General features: G+C 66.2%; 17 protein-coding genes and 1 riboswitch. Of the genes, 5 read left to right on the top strand and 12 right to left on the bottom strand.

Annotation, left to right across the window (positions count from 1 at the left end; translation table 11 throughout):
• The 7 genes from Q7V45_RS27065 to Q7V45_RS19800 all read right to left on the bottom strand — a co-directional run.
• On the bottom strand, positions 1–141 hold a 141-nt coding region (locus Q7V45_RS27065), incomplete at its 3' end, for a 2-dehydro-3-deoxygalactonokinase (RefSeq protein WP_370692632.1).
• A 9-nt stretch (positions 142–150) separates the two neighbouring features.
• On the bottom strand, positions 151–585 hold the full coding sequence (locus tag Q7V45_RS19825) for a hypothetical protein (RefSeq protein WP_304855221.1): 435 nt from the start codon (positions 583–585) through the stop codon (positions 151–153).
• 24 nt (positions 586–609) lie between these two features.
• A complete protein-coding gene (gene argE / locus Q7V45_RS19820; protein WP_304855220.1) occupies positions 610–1,779 on the bottom strand; it encodes an acetylornithine deacetylase in 1,170 nt (389 codons plus the stop codon).
• A 140-nt stretch (positions 1,780–1,919) separates the two neighbouring features.
• Positions 1,920–2,546, bottom strand: a complete 627-nt coding sequence (gene folE / locus Q7V45_RS19815) for a GTP cyclohydrolase I FolE (RefSeq protein WP_304855219.1) — start codon at positions 2,544–2,546, stop codon at positions 1,920–1,922.
• 27 nt (positions 2,547–2,573) lie between these two features.
• Complete coding sequence (gene apaG / locus Q7V45_RS19810) at positions 2,574–2,966, bottom strand: Co2+/Mg2+ efflux protein ApaG (protein WP_304855217.1); 393 nt, start codon at positions 2,964–2,966, stop codon at positions 2,574–2,576.
• Positions 2,967–3,027: 61 nt separating this feature from the next.
• Positions 3,028–3,936 (bottom strand): cation diffusion facilitator family transporter, encoded by a 909-nt coding sequence (locus tag Q7V45_RS19805; protein WP_304855214.1) that lies wholly within the window; start codon positions 3,934–3,936, stop codon positions 3,028–3,030.
• Positions 3,937–3,950: 14 nt separating this feature from the next.
• The gene (locus Q7V45_RS19800) at positions 3,951–4,424 is read right to left on the bottom strand and encodes a PaaI family thioesterase (RefSeq protein WP_304855212.1); all 474 of its coding nucleotides are present in this window, start codon (positions 4,422–4,424) and stop codon (positions 3,951–3,953) included.
• 79 nt (positions 4,425–4,503) lie between these two features.
• Here Q7V45_RS19800 and Q7V45_RS19795 point away from each other — a divergent pair, with 79 nt between their 5' ends.
• Positions 4,504–4,953: a MarR family winged helix-turn-helix transcriptional regulator gene (locus tag Q7V45_RS19795; protein ID WP_304855211.1), complete on the top strand. Its 450-nt coding sequence runs from the start codon at positions 4,504–4,506 to the stop codon at positions 4,951–4,953.
• Positions 4,954–4,975: 22 nt separating this feature from the next.
• Here the strand turns inward: Q7V45_RS19795 and Q7V45_RS19790 are convergent, their stop codons facing one another.
• The 4 genes from Q7V45_RS19790 to Q7V45_RS19775 form a co-directional block, all read right to left on the bottom strand.
• Positions 4,976–5,587: a TenA family protein gene (locus tag Q7V45_RS19790; RefSeq protein WP_304855209.1), complete on the bottom strand. Its 612-nt coding sequence runs from the start codon at positions 5,585–5,587 to the stop codon at positions 4,976–4,978.
• Positions 5,588–5,609: 22 nt separating this feature from the next.
• Positions 5,610–6,821, bottom strand: a complete 1,212-nt coding sequence (metZ, locus tag Q7V45_RS19785) for an O-succinylhomoserine sulfhydrylase (RefSeq protein ID WP_304855206.1) — start codon at positions 6,819–6,821, stop codon at positions 5,610–5,612.
• A gap of 75 nt (positions 6,822–6,896) precedes the next feature.
• A riboswitch (SAM riboswitch) is annotated at positions 6,897–6,973 on the bottom strand.
• 71 nt (positions 6,974–7,044) lie between these two features.
• The gene (locus tag Q7V45_RS19780; RefSeq protein WP_304855205.1) at positions 7,045–8,733 is read right to left on the bottom strand and encodes a thiamine pyrophosphate-binding protein; all 1,689 of its coding nucleotides are present in this window, start codon (positions 8,731–8,733) and stop codon (positions 7,045–7,047) included.
• Positions 8,734–8,749: 16 nt separating this feature from the next.
• Positions 8,750–9,064 (bottom strand): NIPSNAP family protein, encoded by a 315-nt coding sequence (locus Q7V45_RS19775; RefSeq protein ID WP_304855204.1) that lies wholly within the window; start codon positions 9,062–9,064, stop codon positions 8,750–8,752.
• 289 nt (positions 9,065–9,353) lie between these two features.
• On the opposite strand from Q7V45_RS19775, the gene Q7V45_RS19770 reads away from it, so the two are divergent.
• Positions 9,354–10,091, top strand: coding sequence for an RNA-binding protein (locus tag Q7V45_RS19770; protein ID WP_304855202.1), 738 nt, complete (start codon positions 9,354–9,356; stop codon positions 10,089–10,091).
• A gap of 118 nt (positions 10,092–10,209) precedes the next feature.
• Positions 10,210–10,935, top strand: coding sequence for a DUF1194 domain-containing protein (locus Q7V45_RS19765; protein ID WP_304855201.1), 726 nt, complete (start codon positions 10,210–10,212; stop codon positions 10,933–10,935).
• Here the strand turns inward: Q7V45_RS19765 and Q7V45_RS19760 are convergent.
• On the bottom strand, positions 10,910–12,412 hold the full coding sequence (locus Q7V45_RS19760) for a hypothetical protein (RefSeq protein ID WP_304855199.1): 1,503 nt from the start codon (positions 12,410–12,412) through the stop codon (positions 10,910–10,912). The two genes, Q7V45_RS19765 and Q7V45_RS19760, sit on opposite strands and share 26 nt — an antisense overlap.
• Here Q7V45_RS19760 and Q7V45_RS19755 point away from each other — a divergent pair.
• Positions 12,369–13,124 (top strand): aldolase, encoded by a 756-nt coding sequence (locus Q7V45_RS19755; RefSeq protein WP_304855196.1) that lies wholly within the window; start codon positions 12,369–12,371, stop codon positions 13,122–13,124. The genes Q7V45_RS19760 and Q7V45_RS19755 overlap by 44 nt on opposite strands.
• 11 nt (positions 13,125–13,135) lie before the next feature.
• Entirely contained in the window at positions 13,136–13,726 is a 591-nt protein-coding gene (locus Q7V45_RS19750; protein WP_304855195.1) for a hypothetical protein, read from the top strand.
• Positions 13,727–13,745 lie beyond the last annotated feature (19 nt).

The following is a 13,745-nucleotide window of genomic DNA, read 5'->3' as shown; positions in this document are numbered from 1 at the left end:
GAAGACGCCGGCAAAGCCGCCCTTCGGGACATTGAGGATGCCGAGCGGCGCGCTCTTTTCCTCCAGAACGCCACCCACCGCATCGAGGCGGGCGCCGCGCAGCGAGCTCGTGCCCCAGTCGACGGCGATCAGGTCGGGCACTTCAACCACTCACCTGTTGGCGAACGAGGCGTAGGTTCTGACGGATATCTGATGTCGTGGCGTCAGATAGGGATACCTGATCGCGACCATGCGCTTTAAGACATCGTCCTCATTGCGGAGTCGCCCACGTTTCACGTCGTCGTCCCATCGAACGACGGTCCGGGTGATCTCGTGGCACTTGGCCTCTAGCGCCGCATACTTCGAGGGATCGACATCGGGAATTACTGCTGGCCAACGCTCCTCTATGGGAACAGACGCACGTGGGCCCCATTGTCTGTATTCTTCGAAGGCCCGATCGAACTGCTCCGTCGACACAATCGACAGCTCGTCCGGAGTCAGGCTGTCGGGATCGTCAACAATGCGCGGCGCCGGCTGCGTCGAAGGTCCTGCCCATGGGCCAGTCAGGTGTTCTGCCTTCTCCCAGGAACCAGGAACCTTCGCCATCGGCCCTCTCTCAAGCCCGCAAACCTAGTCCCGGCAGGACCACTCCAGCATGCGCTTCATGAAGGCCTCGCCGGCGTCGATCTGCGAAGCGAGGATGAATTCGTTGGGCTGGTGCGCCTGGGCGATGTCGCCGGGGCCGCAGACCACCGTCGGCACGCCCAGCACCTTGCGGAAGATGCCGGCCTCGGTGGCGTAGACGACGGCGCCGACCGTGTTGGAGCCGGACCAGCTGCCGGCCAGGGTCTTGGCGTCGTCGTTGCCCTCGGGCGAGAAGGCGGGAGTCGAGGCGCGCAGCTCGGTCTCGATGCCGGCCGCCGGATGCTTGGCCTTCATCTTGGGCAGCAGCTCTTCCTTCAGCCACTTCTTGGCGCGCTCACCCAGCTCCTCGATCGGCCGGGTCGGCAGCTCGCGATAGCCCCACAGGACCTCGCACTCGCGCGCCAGGATGTTGCCCGCGGTGCCGCCGATGATGGTGCCGACGTTGAAGGTCGCGGCGGCCGGCATGAACTCGCTGTCCTTGGGCGCCGCGGCCTCGAGCTCCTCCTGCACCGTATTGAGGTAGTGGATGAACTCACCGGCGAAATGGATGGCGCTGACGCCGAGATGGGTCATCGAGGAATGGGCCTCGAAGCCGGTGAACCTGGTGACGTAGCTCTGGCTGCCCTTATGGGCATGCACCACGGTCATCATGGTCGGCTCGCCGATGATGATGACCCGGGGCTTCGGCACCTCGCTCGCCATGCGGGCGGCCAGCGAATGCGCGCCGAAGCAGCCGATTTCCTCGTCGTAGGAGAGCGCGAAGTGGATCGGCTTCTTGAGCGGGGCCTTCAGGAACTCCGGCAGCATGGCGAGGCCGATCGCATAGAACGCCTTCATGTCGCAGGTGCCGCGGCCGTAATACTTGCCGTCCTTCAGCGTCAGCGTCCACGGATCGGTGACCCAGGGCTGGCCGTCGACCGGCACCACGTCGGTATGGCCCGACAGGACGACACCGCCCGGAACGTTGGGACCGACGGTGGCGAACAGATTGGCCTTCGAGCCGTCCTCATTGGGCACCAGCTGCGACTCGACGCCGTGCCCCTTGAGATAGGCCTGCACGTACTCGATCAGGGCGAGGTTGGAATTGCGCGAGGTGGTATCGAACGCCACGAGCCTGCGCAGCATTTCGATGGAATTGACGGTCTCTCCGGCCATGATGTCCCTTGTCCGCTCTATCCGACCTCACCCTGAGGAGCCGCGCGAAGCGGGGCGTCTCGAAGGGTGGGCAACAGCTCCGTTGTGTCTCATCCTTCGAGACGCACGCCTGCGGCATGCTCCTCAGGACGAGGTAGGTATCAAATAGAAGTCCGCCCGATCATGCTCAGGAATTCGCGCCGTGTCTCGCCATTGTCGCGGAAGGCCCCCAGCATGCGGCTGGTCACCATGGTGACGTCGGACTTGTGCACGCCTCTAGTGGTCATGCACTGGTGCGCCGCCTCGATGACGACGGCGACGCCGCGCGGCTGGAGCACTTCCTGCAGCGTATTGGCGATCTGCGCCGTCAGCTTCTCCTGGATCTGCAGGCGATGGGCATAGGCATCGACCACACGGGCGAGCTTGCTGATGCCGACCACGCGCTTGTCCGGCAGGTAGCCGACATGGACCCTGCCGATGATCGGCACCATGTGATGCTCGCAGTGCGATTCGAGCCGGATGTCGCGCAGCGCCACGACCTCGTCGTAGCCCTCGACCTCCTCGAACGTGCGCTGCAGCATGTCGCGCGGATCTTGGTCATAGCCCGCGAAGAACTCCTCGTAGGAGCGCACGACACGGTCGGGAGTGCCGACCAGACCCTCGCGACCGGGATCGTCGCCGGCCCAGCGGATCAGCGTGCGGACGGCGGCCTCGGCCTCCTCGCGCGAAGGCCGGGACTGGCCGGTGGCGAGCGAAACGACCTCGCGCGGCTTCGCCATCTTGTTCATCGTCTTACTCCCCTTGATCCGGGCGGCCTAATTCAGGCTGCGCTGCACCGTCGGCGTGTCGAGCGAAAAGGTCGGAATCTCGATGTCGAACTTCTCGCCCGCCTCGTCGACCATCTGATACGTGCCGCCCATGATCCCGGATGGCGTGGAAAGTGGTGTTCCGGAAGTGTACTCGAACACCTCGCCGGGGCGCAGCAAGGGCGTCTTGCCCACGACACCGGGACCCTTGACCTCCTGGAGCCGGCCGAGGCCGTCGGTGATCTTCCAGTGCCGGCTGCGCAACTGCACCGCGACATCACCGCCGTTCTCGATGCGCACGGTATAGGCCCAGACGTATTGCGACTTCGCGGGCTCCGACTGGTCGGGCAGATATTGCGGCTCGACGGTCACCTGGATGGCACGGGTGGTGGCTTTGTACATGCTCGGGTGAATTCCTTCCGGCCTCTGACATGGGAGTTTCCAGCCAAAAGGTCAAACCCGTCTACAGCCACCTGGGATCGGCGGTGAAGTCGATCGTGAGCCAGCGGTGCGGGCTTTCGCCGCCGATCGCCTCCGCGATCTCGCGCCGGATGGCATCTGCCTCACCCACGCTGTCGATCGGACTCTCGGGCGGCACGACGACATGGATCTCGATGAACTGGGCGCGGCCGACCTTCGCCACGTAGCTGGTGTAGGTCTTGAAGCCGTGCCGGGCGACGACCTCGTCCAGAACCTGCCGGACCCGAGCGTCGAGTTCGGGCGGCGTAATCAGCAGGATCTCGGTCAGCGCCCGGCGCACTGTGTGAATCGGCACAAAGACGAGGATGAGGGACAGCACAGCCAGGATGAGCGGGTCGGCATAGGGCGTGAGATGGGCGTAGCGGGTGCCCTCGAGGCCCCACGCGACCGCGAACGCCAGCAGCAGCGCCGAGGTGATGGCGGCCGACATCAACCAGCTCTGTACATCGAGGCGCACGAAATCCGACCCGATCTGCCGATTGCGGTGCCGTGCGTAGAAGAACATGCCGAACGCCACGAGGCCGACGGCGGCGGCATAGGCCATGGCCCAATCGAAATTGAGTTGCCGGCCACCGGCCAGCAGGCTGTCGATGGAATTCAGGAAGGCGTAGAAGCAGAGCAGCATCAGCGTGCCGCCGTTGAAGGCCAGCACCATCGGCTCGATGTGCCAGTAGCCGAACTGGAAGCGGCGGTTCTCGGCGACGCGGCTGACGAGGCGCGAAACGAACAGCGCGAGGCCGGACATGGCGGCATCGATCGCCGAGAAGACGCCGTCGAACACGATCGACATCGACCCTGACAGCAGACCGAACACGACGCCGACCGACGCCACCCCTATGGTGACGGCGATGGAGAGTTTCAGGAGTCTTTGTTCGGCGGCCGCATTCTGCATGCCGCCACACTAGCTCAAATCGGAAAGATCAGGCAGGTGGTCGTGCCATGGGCGAGCAGCTTGCCGGCGGCGTCGGTCAGGCGGCCCTCGGACGTCGCGATGCGCGAGCCGACGGTGATGACCTTGCCCTCGGCCCGGACCGGCCCCGTCCTGTCGGTCATGGCGCGGACGTAGTTGACCTTGATCTCGACGGTCGTGTAGCCGCTGCCGGCCTTCAGCATCGTATGGATGCAGCAGCCCATCACCGAATCGAGCAGGGTGGCGGCGACACCGCCATGAACCGAGCCCAGCGGATTGTAATGGTCGAAGACCGGCGTGTAGCCGAAGACGACGCGGCCGGCGTCGACTTCGATGAGGTTGAACCCCAGGGTCTTGGTGATCGGCGGCGCCGGATAGCGTCCCTCCAGCAGGCCCCTGAACAGATCCAGCCCGTCCAGGGTGCGTGCCTCCTCGATCGGCACCACGCCATATCCAGCTTCCGAAGCCATGCCCTTCTCCGTCATGATTTTAAGTGCATATACACATTGCGCCTTTGCCGACACAAGAAGCGGCGATAGTCTCAGGTCCATGAATTCCGTTCCTCCTCCGCTTCGCCTGTCGCCTGCCGAGTGCACCTGCTTTCGCGTGCGCAGCGCGGCGCGGCGGGTGACGCAGATCTACAGCCGGCACCTGACGCCGACCGGCCTGCGCATCTCCCAGTTCTCCCTTCTCGCCCACGTGATCTCGCGCGGCCCGGTCAGCATCACCCAACTGTCCGAACTCCTCGCGACCGATCGCACCACGCTGACGCGCAACCTGCGACCGCTGCTGGCCTCCGGTGTGCTCGAACGGGCGGTAGCAGGCGACAAGCGCCGGCATGAGCTGGTCGCGACGCTCGCCGGCCGCGCCCTGTTCAAGCGCGCTCTGCCGCTGTGGGCGGAGGCCGAACAGGAAGTGCGGACGGCGATGGGCGCGAAGCTGACCGCCGACCTGCACGGCGCCCTCGACCGCTCGATGGAAAGACTGGCGCCGCTTTAGAGACGAAGACTCTCAGTGGCGCCTAGACGTGGGCGGCGAAGAAGCCGAGTTCGAGTTCCATGGCGCGGCGGTAGTTGGCGCGCACGGCCTCGGTGTCTTCGGCATGGAGATCGAGAAGGGTCTCGAGTTGGGCGGCCAGCGCCTCGAAGTCCGGATCGGCATAGGTCTTCACCCATTCCGAATAGAGCTTGGCCACGCTGTTGGCGGCCAGCGAACGGCCGAGAAACGCATAGAGCCGCATGCACGGCGTCATCGCCGCGATCGTCTCGCCGAGATCGCCGCGCCGCGCCGTCTCGAGGAGAAAGTCGACATAGGCGCGCGTCGCCTCGACGGGCGCGACGCCGTCGAGGTCGACCCGCCAGCGTTCGGCGTAGCCCTTGTGCAGCTTTAGTTCCTGCAGCACGCCCGCGATCAGGCCGGCGAACCCGTACAGGTCCTCGCGCGACCGGGAATTGGCGAGGCAGAAGGCGTAGGCGCGCGCGAAGGCTTCGAGGAAATAGGCGTCCTGCGCGACATAGCCCTTGAAGCACTCGATCGGCAGCGAGCCGTCCCGCAGCCCGCGCACGAAACCGTGCGACAGGATGCGCGAGGCCAGGTCGGCATTCGCCGCCCACAGGTCGGCCGAAAGCGCCATATCCCCCTCCCGACGGCCGGCGTCAGCCGCCCAGTGCCTGCACCAGGTCGGCGACGATGTCCTCGACATCCTCGAGACCGACAGAGATGCGGACCGTGCCGTCGGTGATGCCGAGCTTCGCGCGCTCCTCGGCGCCGATGCGCATGTGCGTCGTGGTCGCCGGATGCGTGACCAGGCTCTTGGCGTCGCCGAGATTGTTCGAGATGTCGACGAGCTGCAGGCGGTTCAGCGCCGCGAACGCGGCCGGCTTGCCCGCCTTGACGTCGAACGTCACCACGCCGCCGAAGTCGGACATCTGCTTGGCGGCCAGCGCATGCTGCGGATGGTCGGGGCGGCCGGGATAGAGCACGCGGCCGATCGCCGGATGGGCGGCCAGCGCATCGGCAACGCGTCGGGCGTTGGCGCAGTGGCGCTCGACGCGCAGACCCAGCGTCTCGAGGCCCTTTACCAGCACCCAGGCGTTGAACGGGCTGAGCGAGGGTCCGGTGTTGCGGATGATCGGCTGCAGCTTGTCGATGATGAACTCCTTCGAGCCCAGCACGGCGCCGCCCAGGGTGCGGCCCTGGCCGTCGATGTACTTGGTGGCGGAGTGGACCACGACGTCGGCGCCGAATTCGAGCGGCCGCTGCAGGATCGGCGTGGCGAAGGCGTTGTCGAGCACGACCTTGGCGCCGGCCTTGTGCGCGAGGTCGCACACCGCCTTCACGTCGACGATGTCGAGCATCGGGTTGGAGGGCGATTCGAACAGCACGGCCTGCGTCGGCTTGGCGAGCGCCTTCTCCCACTGTGCGAGATCGCCGCCGTCGACCAGCACACTCTGGATGCCATACTTCGGCAGCAGGTCGGCCACGATGTAGTGGCAGGAGCCGAAGAGCTGGCGCGCGGCGACGATGCGGTCGCCCGACTTGAGCAGCGCCAGCAGCGCGAAGAACACCGCCGACATGCCGGTCGAGGTGGCGCGGCAGGCCTCGGCGCCTTCAAGTGCGGCCAGCCGGTTCTCGAACATGGTGACGGTCGGATTGCCGAAGCGCGAATACTGGTAGTGGTTGCTCTCGCCCTTGAAGGTGGCCTCGGCCTCCTCGGCGCTCGAATAGGCATAACCCGAGGTCAGGAACAGCGCTTCGGACGTCTCGTCGAAATTGCTGCGGATCTGGCCGCCGCGCACCGCGCGGGTCTGGGTGCGCCACTTCGAAACGTCGGCCTGCGCCTTCTTCACGGGAATCGAACCGTCCATCACACTCTCCTGTCTCGCCGCGCGCCCTTTCCGGCAGCGCAAACGAAAAGCCCCCGACCTGGAAGGACGGGGGCTTTGCGAGCACCTCCGACCTTTTAGCGATGTTTAACGTGGTCGCAAGCCGGTCGGCTCAAATCTCCACGGACCGCCTCTATAAGGGCGGCGATGGCCGGACGCAAGCCCGATAGGCGGGCTTGCGTCCGGCCCCTTGCCTTGCTTGCGTCTAGTGCTTCTGCTTCGCCAGCGCCTGCTCGCGGAGCTTGCTCATGGTGATGCGCGAGGTGATCGCCTCGGCATCCGTCTTCACATGGATGATCGAGGGCTTGCCGGCCGCCAGGGCGCGCTCGAACGCCGCCTCGAAGTCCGCAGTGCGCTCGACCGTCTCGCCATGACCGCCAAAGGCGCGGGCATAGGCCGCGAAGTCGGGGTTCTTCAGCTCGGTCCCGTGGACGCGCGTCGGATACTCACGCTCCTGATGCATGCGGATCGTGCCGTACATCCCGTTGTCGACCACGATGAACACCACGTTCGCGCCGTGCTGGACGGCGGTCGCGAACTCCTGCCCGTTCATCAGGAAGCAGCCGTCGCCGCTGAACGACACGACGGTGCGGCCGGGCGCGGCGACCTTGGCCGCCACCGCCGACGGCACGCCGTAGCCCATCGAACCGTTGGTCGGCGCGAGCTGGGTGCGGAAGCCGCGATACTGGAAGAAGCGGTGGACGAAGCCGGCATAGTTGCCTGCGCCGTTGGTGACGATGACGTCCTCGGGCAGGCGCTTGTTCAGCCAGCCCACGATCTCCGCGAGGTTGGCGGAGCCGGGCTGCGGCGTCGGCTCGATGTTCTTCAGGTAGTCGGCGCGCGCCGCAGCGACGCCCGCCTTCCAGGCGGAGGCATCGACCGGCTTCATCGCCTTCGCGGCCGCCGCGAACTGTGCCATGCCCGAGTTGATCGGGAGTGTGGCCTGGTAGACGCGGCCCAGCTCCTCGGCGCCGGCATGCACATGCACCATCTTCTGCGCCGGCACGGGCACGTCGAACATGGTGTAGCCGCCGGTGGTGGCCTCGCCGAGACGCGGACCGATCGCAATGATGAGGTCGCTCTCCTTGATGCGCTTGCCGAGCGGCGGGTTCACGCCGAGGCCGAGATCGCCGACGAAGTTGTCGTGGCGATTGTCGATCAGGTCCTGGTTGCGGAAGGCCGTCGTCACCGGCAGGTGGTTGGCTTCGACGAACGCCCGGATGTCATCGCAGGCCTTCGCGTCCCAGCCGCCGCCGCCCAGGATGACCAGCGGCTGCTTCGCCGCGGCAAGCAGGTCGCGGAACGACGCCATGTCCTCCGGTGCGGGCGCGCCGCGCGCGACCTTGTAAGGGCCGGCATCGGCCACCTCGACCTCGTCGACCAGCATGTCCTCGGGCAGGGCGATGACGACGGGGCCCGGCCGGCCGTTCATCGCGCGATGGAAAGCCTGGCTCACGATCTCGGGGATGCGCCTTGCGTCCTCGATCTGGGTCACCCACTTGGCCATCTGGCCGTACATGCGGCGATAGTCGATTTCCTGGAACGCCTCGCGCTCGGCCTGTTCGCGCGCGACCTGGCCGACCAGCAGGATCATGGGCGTCGAATCCTGGAAGCCGGTATGCATTCCCACGCTGGCATTGGTGGCGCCGGGCCCGCGCGTGACGAAACAGACGCCCGGCTTGCCGGTCAGCTTGCCGTAGGCCTCGGCCATGTAGGAGGCGCCACCTTCCTGGCGGCAGATCACGTAGCGAATGGAATTGCGTTGCGCGTAAAGCGCGTCGAGGGCGGCCAGGTAGCTCTCGCCGGGCACGCCGAAGATCGTGTCGGTGCCGTGGATACGCAGCTGGTCGATCAGAACCTGCGCGCCGCTGCGGCGCGGGTGTGCGGAAGCCATGTTGGAGATCTTTCCCTTACTTCGTGGGTGAGAAGGTGGTGGGCACCAATATCTTGTTATTCATCGTCTTCATATATTCTCGGCTCTTCTGCAAATAAGCCTGCCACGCGGGATCGGCGGCCATCGCGGCGCGACGCTTCGTGCGGTCGGCAAGATCCGTATAGCCCCACATGTGAACGATCTCGTTCACGTTGCCGACCTCGGTCGTGTAGTAGCCGACGAGGTTGCCGAGATGCTTGAGCTGGACCGGCAAGCCCTCCTTTTCGTAGAGCGCGAGGAAATCGCGCAGGCGGCCGGGCTGCAGCTCGTAGGTTCGATGGTCGACGATCACTATCCAATCCCTCCCGAATTCCTGTCGATTGTGTGCCTTGCTTCGTTGCGCCTCAACCCCGCGACGCGGTGGACTCAACGCTTGAATCAGCGCATAAGTGCTGCATTGCGACACTCGCCGACGAGCATCATCATGAGTCTCGGCACACAGTCGCGGAGCGCGATACCGGTCAACGTCTTCCCGTGAGCTACTTGGTCATCTGTCAAAGGTCATCGAAACGCTTGGACGCATCCGTCCAGCAAGCGCGCGCCGGACTCCGCTCGATCCTTCCTCTAGCCCAGAGCCTTGAATGAGTCGCAAATTGTTTGTGGGCAACCTGCCCTATTCGGTCACGTCTGAGCGTCTGTCTGAAGCCTTCTCTCAGTTCGGCACCGTTACCTCTTCGAAAGTGATCGTGGATCGCGAGACCGGCCGCAGCCGCGGCTTCGCGTTCCTCGAGATGGAAACCGATGACCAAGGCGCCTCGGCCATGCAGGCCATGAACGGCGCGTTGCTGGATGGCCGCTCGATCGCGGTCCGTGAAGCCGTCGAGCGTCAGCCCGGTGGTGGTGGCGGCGGCGGTGGTGGATATGGCGGCGGCGGTGGTGGTGGCGGCCGCGATGGCGGCGGCTTCCGTCCGCGCGGCCCGCGCCCGCCCTATGGTGGTGGCGGCGGTGGCGGCTACGGTGGTGGCGGCGGTGGTGGCGGCTACGGTGGTGGCGGCGGCCGTGAAGGCGGCGGCGGCGGTGGTTATCGCGGCGGCGGTGGCGGCGGCTACGGTGGTGGCGGTCCCGGCGGTGCCAGTGGCGGCGGCTATGGTGGCGGCGGTCGTGAGGGCGGCGGTGGTTACCGTGGCGCAGCCCCCGGTGGCGATGGTGGTCCGATGCGGGATCGCCGTGCCGATTTCTCCAGCGCTCCTCCTGCTCCTCCGGCCGAAGGCGGCGATTTCGGCAAGCCGGCCCGTCGTTTCGGCGGCGGCGCTCCGGACAAGCCGCGCCGCGAGCGCGACTACGAACCGCGCAAGCGCGGCTTCGACGACGATCAATAGGCCGTTCTGGCAATAGGCCGTCCTGACGGTCGACCTGAACGCCGGAGGATTACCTCCGGCGTTTTCGTTTGCGCACGCCGCGACGGTGTTATGCTTCGCTTCTTCGACGGAGGTGGGCATGAGGCGACGGTCGGCGCTCGTAGGCTCCATGGCAGCGCTGGCGGCGGCGACGTCGGCTCACGCCCAGACACCGGTCGATCTGCAGCTCGTGCTGGCCGTCGACGTTTCGCGATCGATCGATGAGGTCGAAGCCGAACTCCAGCGGCGCGGCTATATCGAGGCGCTGACCAACGACCGGGTGGTCGACGCCATCCTCTCGGGCGAGAACCGGCGGATTGCGATCTGCTACACCGAATGGGCCGGCGCGCACTTCCAGACCGTCGTGATCGACTGGACGGTGATCGACAGTCCGGGCGCCGCCCGGCGCTTTGCCGACAAGCTCGCCGAGGCGCCTCGAACCTCGCAGAGCTGGACCGCCATCGGAGCCGCCCTCGTCCATGCCGGCCAGCGCTTCGAGAATGCCCCCTTCATCGCCAAGCGTCGGGTCATCGACGTGTCCGGCGATGGCCGCACCAACGACGGGCCGCCGGCGGAGATCATGCGCGACAAGCTCGTGTCGCAGGGCATCGTGGTCAACGGCCTGCCGGTCATGATGAACCGCAGCAATTTCGGCCGCCCGCCCGACCTCACCCTCGACAAATACTACGAGGAGAGCGTCATCGGCGGCCCCGGCTCGTTTCTGGTCGTGGCCGACAATTTCGACCATTTCGGCCGCGCCGTGCGCACCAAGCTGGTGCGCGAGATCTCCGACACGACGCCTATCCCCCGTTCATCACCTGCCTGAGTCTCACGAAGGGGCTACTGTCGCGCGTGAGCTGGACCGGCATGCCGAGATGGCCGAACCGGTAACGAAACTGATTGTCTTCCGGCAGCCCCCAGCGATGCGCGAGCGCCAGCCCATCGCGATAGGGCACCCACCGATCGGTCTCGCCCAGCGCCGAAACGATGCGAGAGGGCGGTAGAGCCGGCGCGTCCGCAGGATCGATCATGCGTGAAAGCCGCGCCAGGCTCTCGCGCGTCCAACCTGCCTCGACCAGGGCGCGGTCGAGGCCCAGCATGGCGGCAAGCGCGCCACCGAAGGTCACGTCTTCGACGCGACCCGAATGGCTGATCAGCATCGCGGCGTCAGGCCGCGCCTCGGACGGCCAGAGGTGGCAATGGCTGGCGGCCAGTTGCGCCACGAACGACGACATCGATATGCCCGCGAGCGCCACCTTGCCCTCGAACCGCGCGCGCGCCCACGCGACCAGGAGCGCCGACTCGATCGCTTGTCCGGCAATGAGATCCAGGGAGCTCGTCGGACTCGCCGCAAAGAATGGCTCGCCGCCATAAAAGCCCGGCATCGCCCGAAGGCCGTGATAGGGCGAGACCGGCTCGATGACCCTCCACCCCGTTGCCGCGAGTTGGGGACCCGGACCTCTTTCCATCGACATCAGCTCGGATTCGACGCACAGGCCATTGCCGAAAATCAGGGTATCGATCGTCCCCCCGACAGGTTCGACGACACGGGCATAGAGAATTTCGCTGCCCGGGCGTTGTCGCAGTCGCGCCGCCGGGGTCGGGGCACGCAGCCAGTACTCCCGGAGGCCATCTTTCACGAAGCTCCGCGATATGGAGACGCTTTCGAGGGCGATAGGCGCCACATAGAGTGTCGAAGGGTTCTCGAGCTCATGGCCGAGTTCGCGCTCGACCCGTTCGGGCGCGTCGATACGCCAGCGTGCCAGCGGTGGCCGGATGGGAAACAGCAGCGGGTAGAAGAATGCACGGCTCGCCAGGTGGACCGTCGCGGCGCTGCGCCTCTCCCGGTCCAGCCGTTCAGGATCGCTCCCGGCCGCCGGATCGAAGAGAGCAGCCTCCCATGCGTTCCGCACCTCGTTCGCCCGGGCCTGCGCCCGTCCATGACGGGCCAGCAGACGTTGCAGGCGGGACTCCGACCAGAAGCCGGGCAGGGCAATGCCGATCTCGTCGCGGAATCGAGCGACATCCAAGCCGGCGAGATTGGCGGCGGCCCACAGGCGCGAGAGCGGCAGATACCAGCGCCGCAGGCCGTAGAGTCCGACCGGGTCAAGCCACGGCCGCGCCAGCAGGGCTCCGACAGGCGAATCGAATAGACCATTCATCGAGACGGCTCCTGACGCCGGCGATTTTGCTTGGCCACATATGCGCTTCGCAGCATCATCGTCCACGGTGGAGCCCTTCCTCAATGGAGCCCCTTGAATGCTTGCCAACGACCCTGTCACCCAGGCGCGGATCGACCTCACCACCGCCCTGCGCGCCGCCGCGCGGCACGGGCTGAACGAGGGCGTCTGCAACCATTTCAGCATGGCGGTGCCCGGCCGCGAGGATCTCTTCCTCGTCAACCCCCAGGGCCTGCACTGGTCCGAAATCACGCCATCCGACATCGTCATGGCCGACGGTGACGGCAACATCATCGAGGGCAAGTATCCGGTCGAGCCGACCGCCTTCTACATCCACGCCCGCATCCATGCCGGCAACCCGCGCGCCAGGGTCGTGCTGCACACCCACATGCCCTACGCGACGGCGCTGACCTCGATTCGCGACGGGCGGATCGAGATGTGCACCCAGAACGCCTTCCGCTACTGGGGCCGCATCGCCTATGACGAGGCCTATGGCGGCGTCGCCCTGTCCAACGACGAGGGTGAGCGCATGTGCCGCGCGATGGGCGACAAGGACATCCTGTTCCTGCGAAACCACGGCGTCATCGTCTCGGGTCCGACCGTTGCCCAAGCCTACGACGACCTCTATTACCTCGAACGTGCGGCGATGGTGCAGGTGCTGGCCATGCAGACCGGCCGGGAGCTGCACAATATCGACGAGGCGATGGCCGAGCATACGGCCAGGCAGATCGCGGGCGAGGCGCAGCAGGCCTTCCTGCATTTCGAATCGCTGAAGCGCATGCTCGACCGGGATGAAGCCGGCTGGAGCAGGCTGACGGCGGTCGAGGGACGTTAGGGGACAGACGAATGCGTATCGCCGCCACCTTTGTCACGCTCTCGGCGCTCTGCTTCGCGGCGCCGGCCTCCGCTCAGGGATATGGCGTGCCCGCCGGTCCGAAGCTGGGCGACCTGGAGATCAAGGCGTACCAGAAGATCCCCAAGGTCAAGATCGCCGTCCAGCTCACCTCCGACACCCACCTCGCGCGCGAGCTGCGCCGCCAGGTCATGGTCCGCCTGTCCCAGCGCGGCAACCAGGTCGGCTTCAGCGGCGGCAACATCATGCGGATGGACGTGAGCTACTTCGACCTGTCCGGCGGCCTGGATCGCGAAATGCCGATGATGCAGGCGCAGGACTACGAGACGGGCGCCAATCCGCGCCTCATGCTGCCGGCCAATCCGATCGGCCGGCGCGACACGATCCCGCCCGCGCCCGCCGGTTCGACCCTGCGCGTGTCGCTCACGCTCTACGAATCGAGCGGCGGCAAGGTGCTGTGGACGGCGACCGGCTCTTGCAGCGTGCGCGCGAGCGCAGCGATGCAGGCTGGCCTGTCGATCGTGAACCACATCTTCGACAATGCCGATGCCAACCGCGTCGCCGACGCCGGTTGCCCGCTCTAACCCTTCGAAAACACAGAAA

Source organism: Reyranella sp., from assembly GCF_030651995.1.
Taxonomy (GTDB): Bacteria; Pseudomonadota; Alphaproteobacteria; order Reyranellales; family Reyranellaceae; genus Reyranella.
The sequence above is the reverse complement of the archived record's forward strand: the minus strand, read 5'-3'. Positions and strand labels throughout refer to the sequence as shown.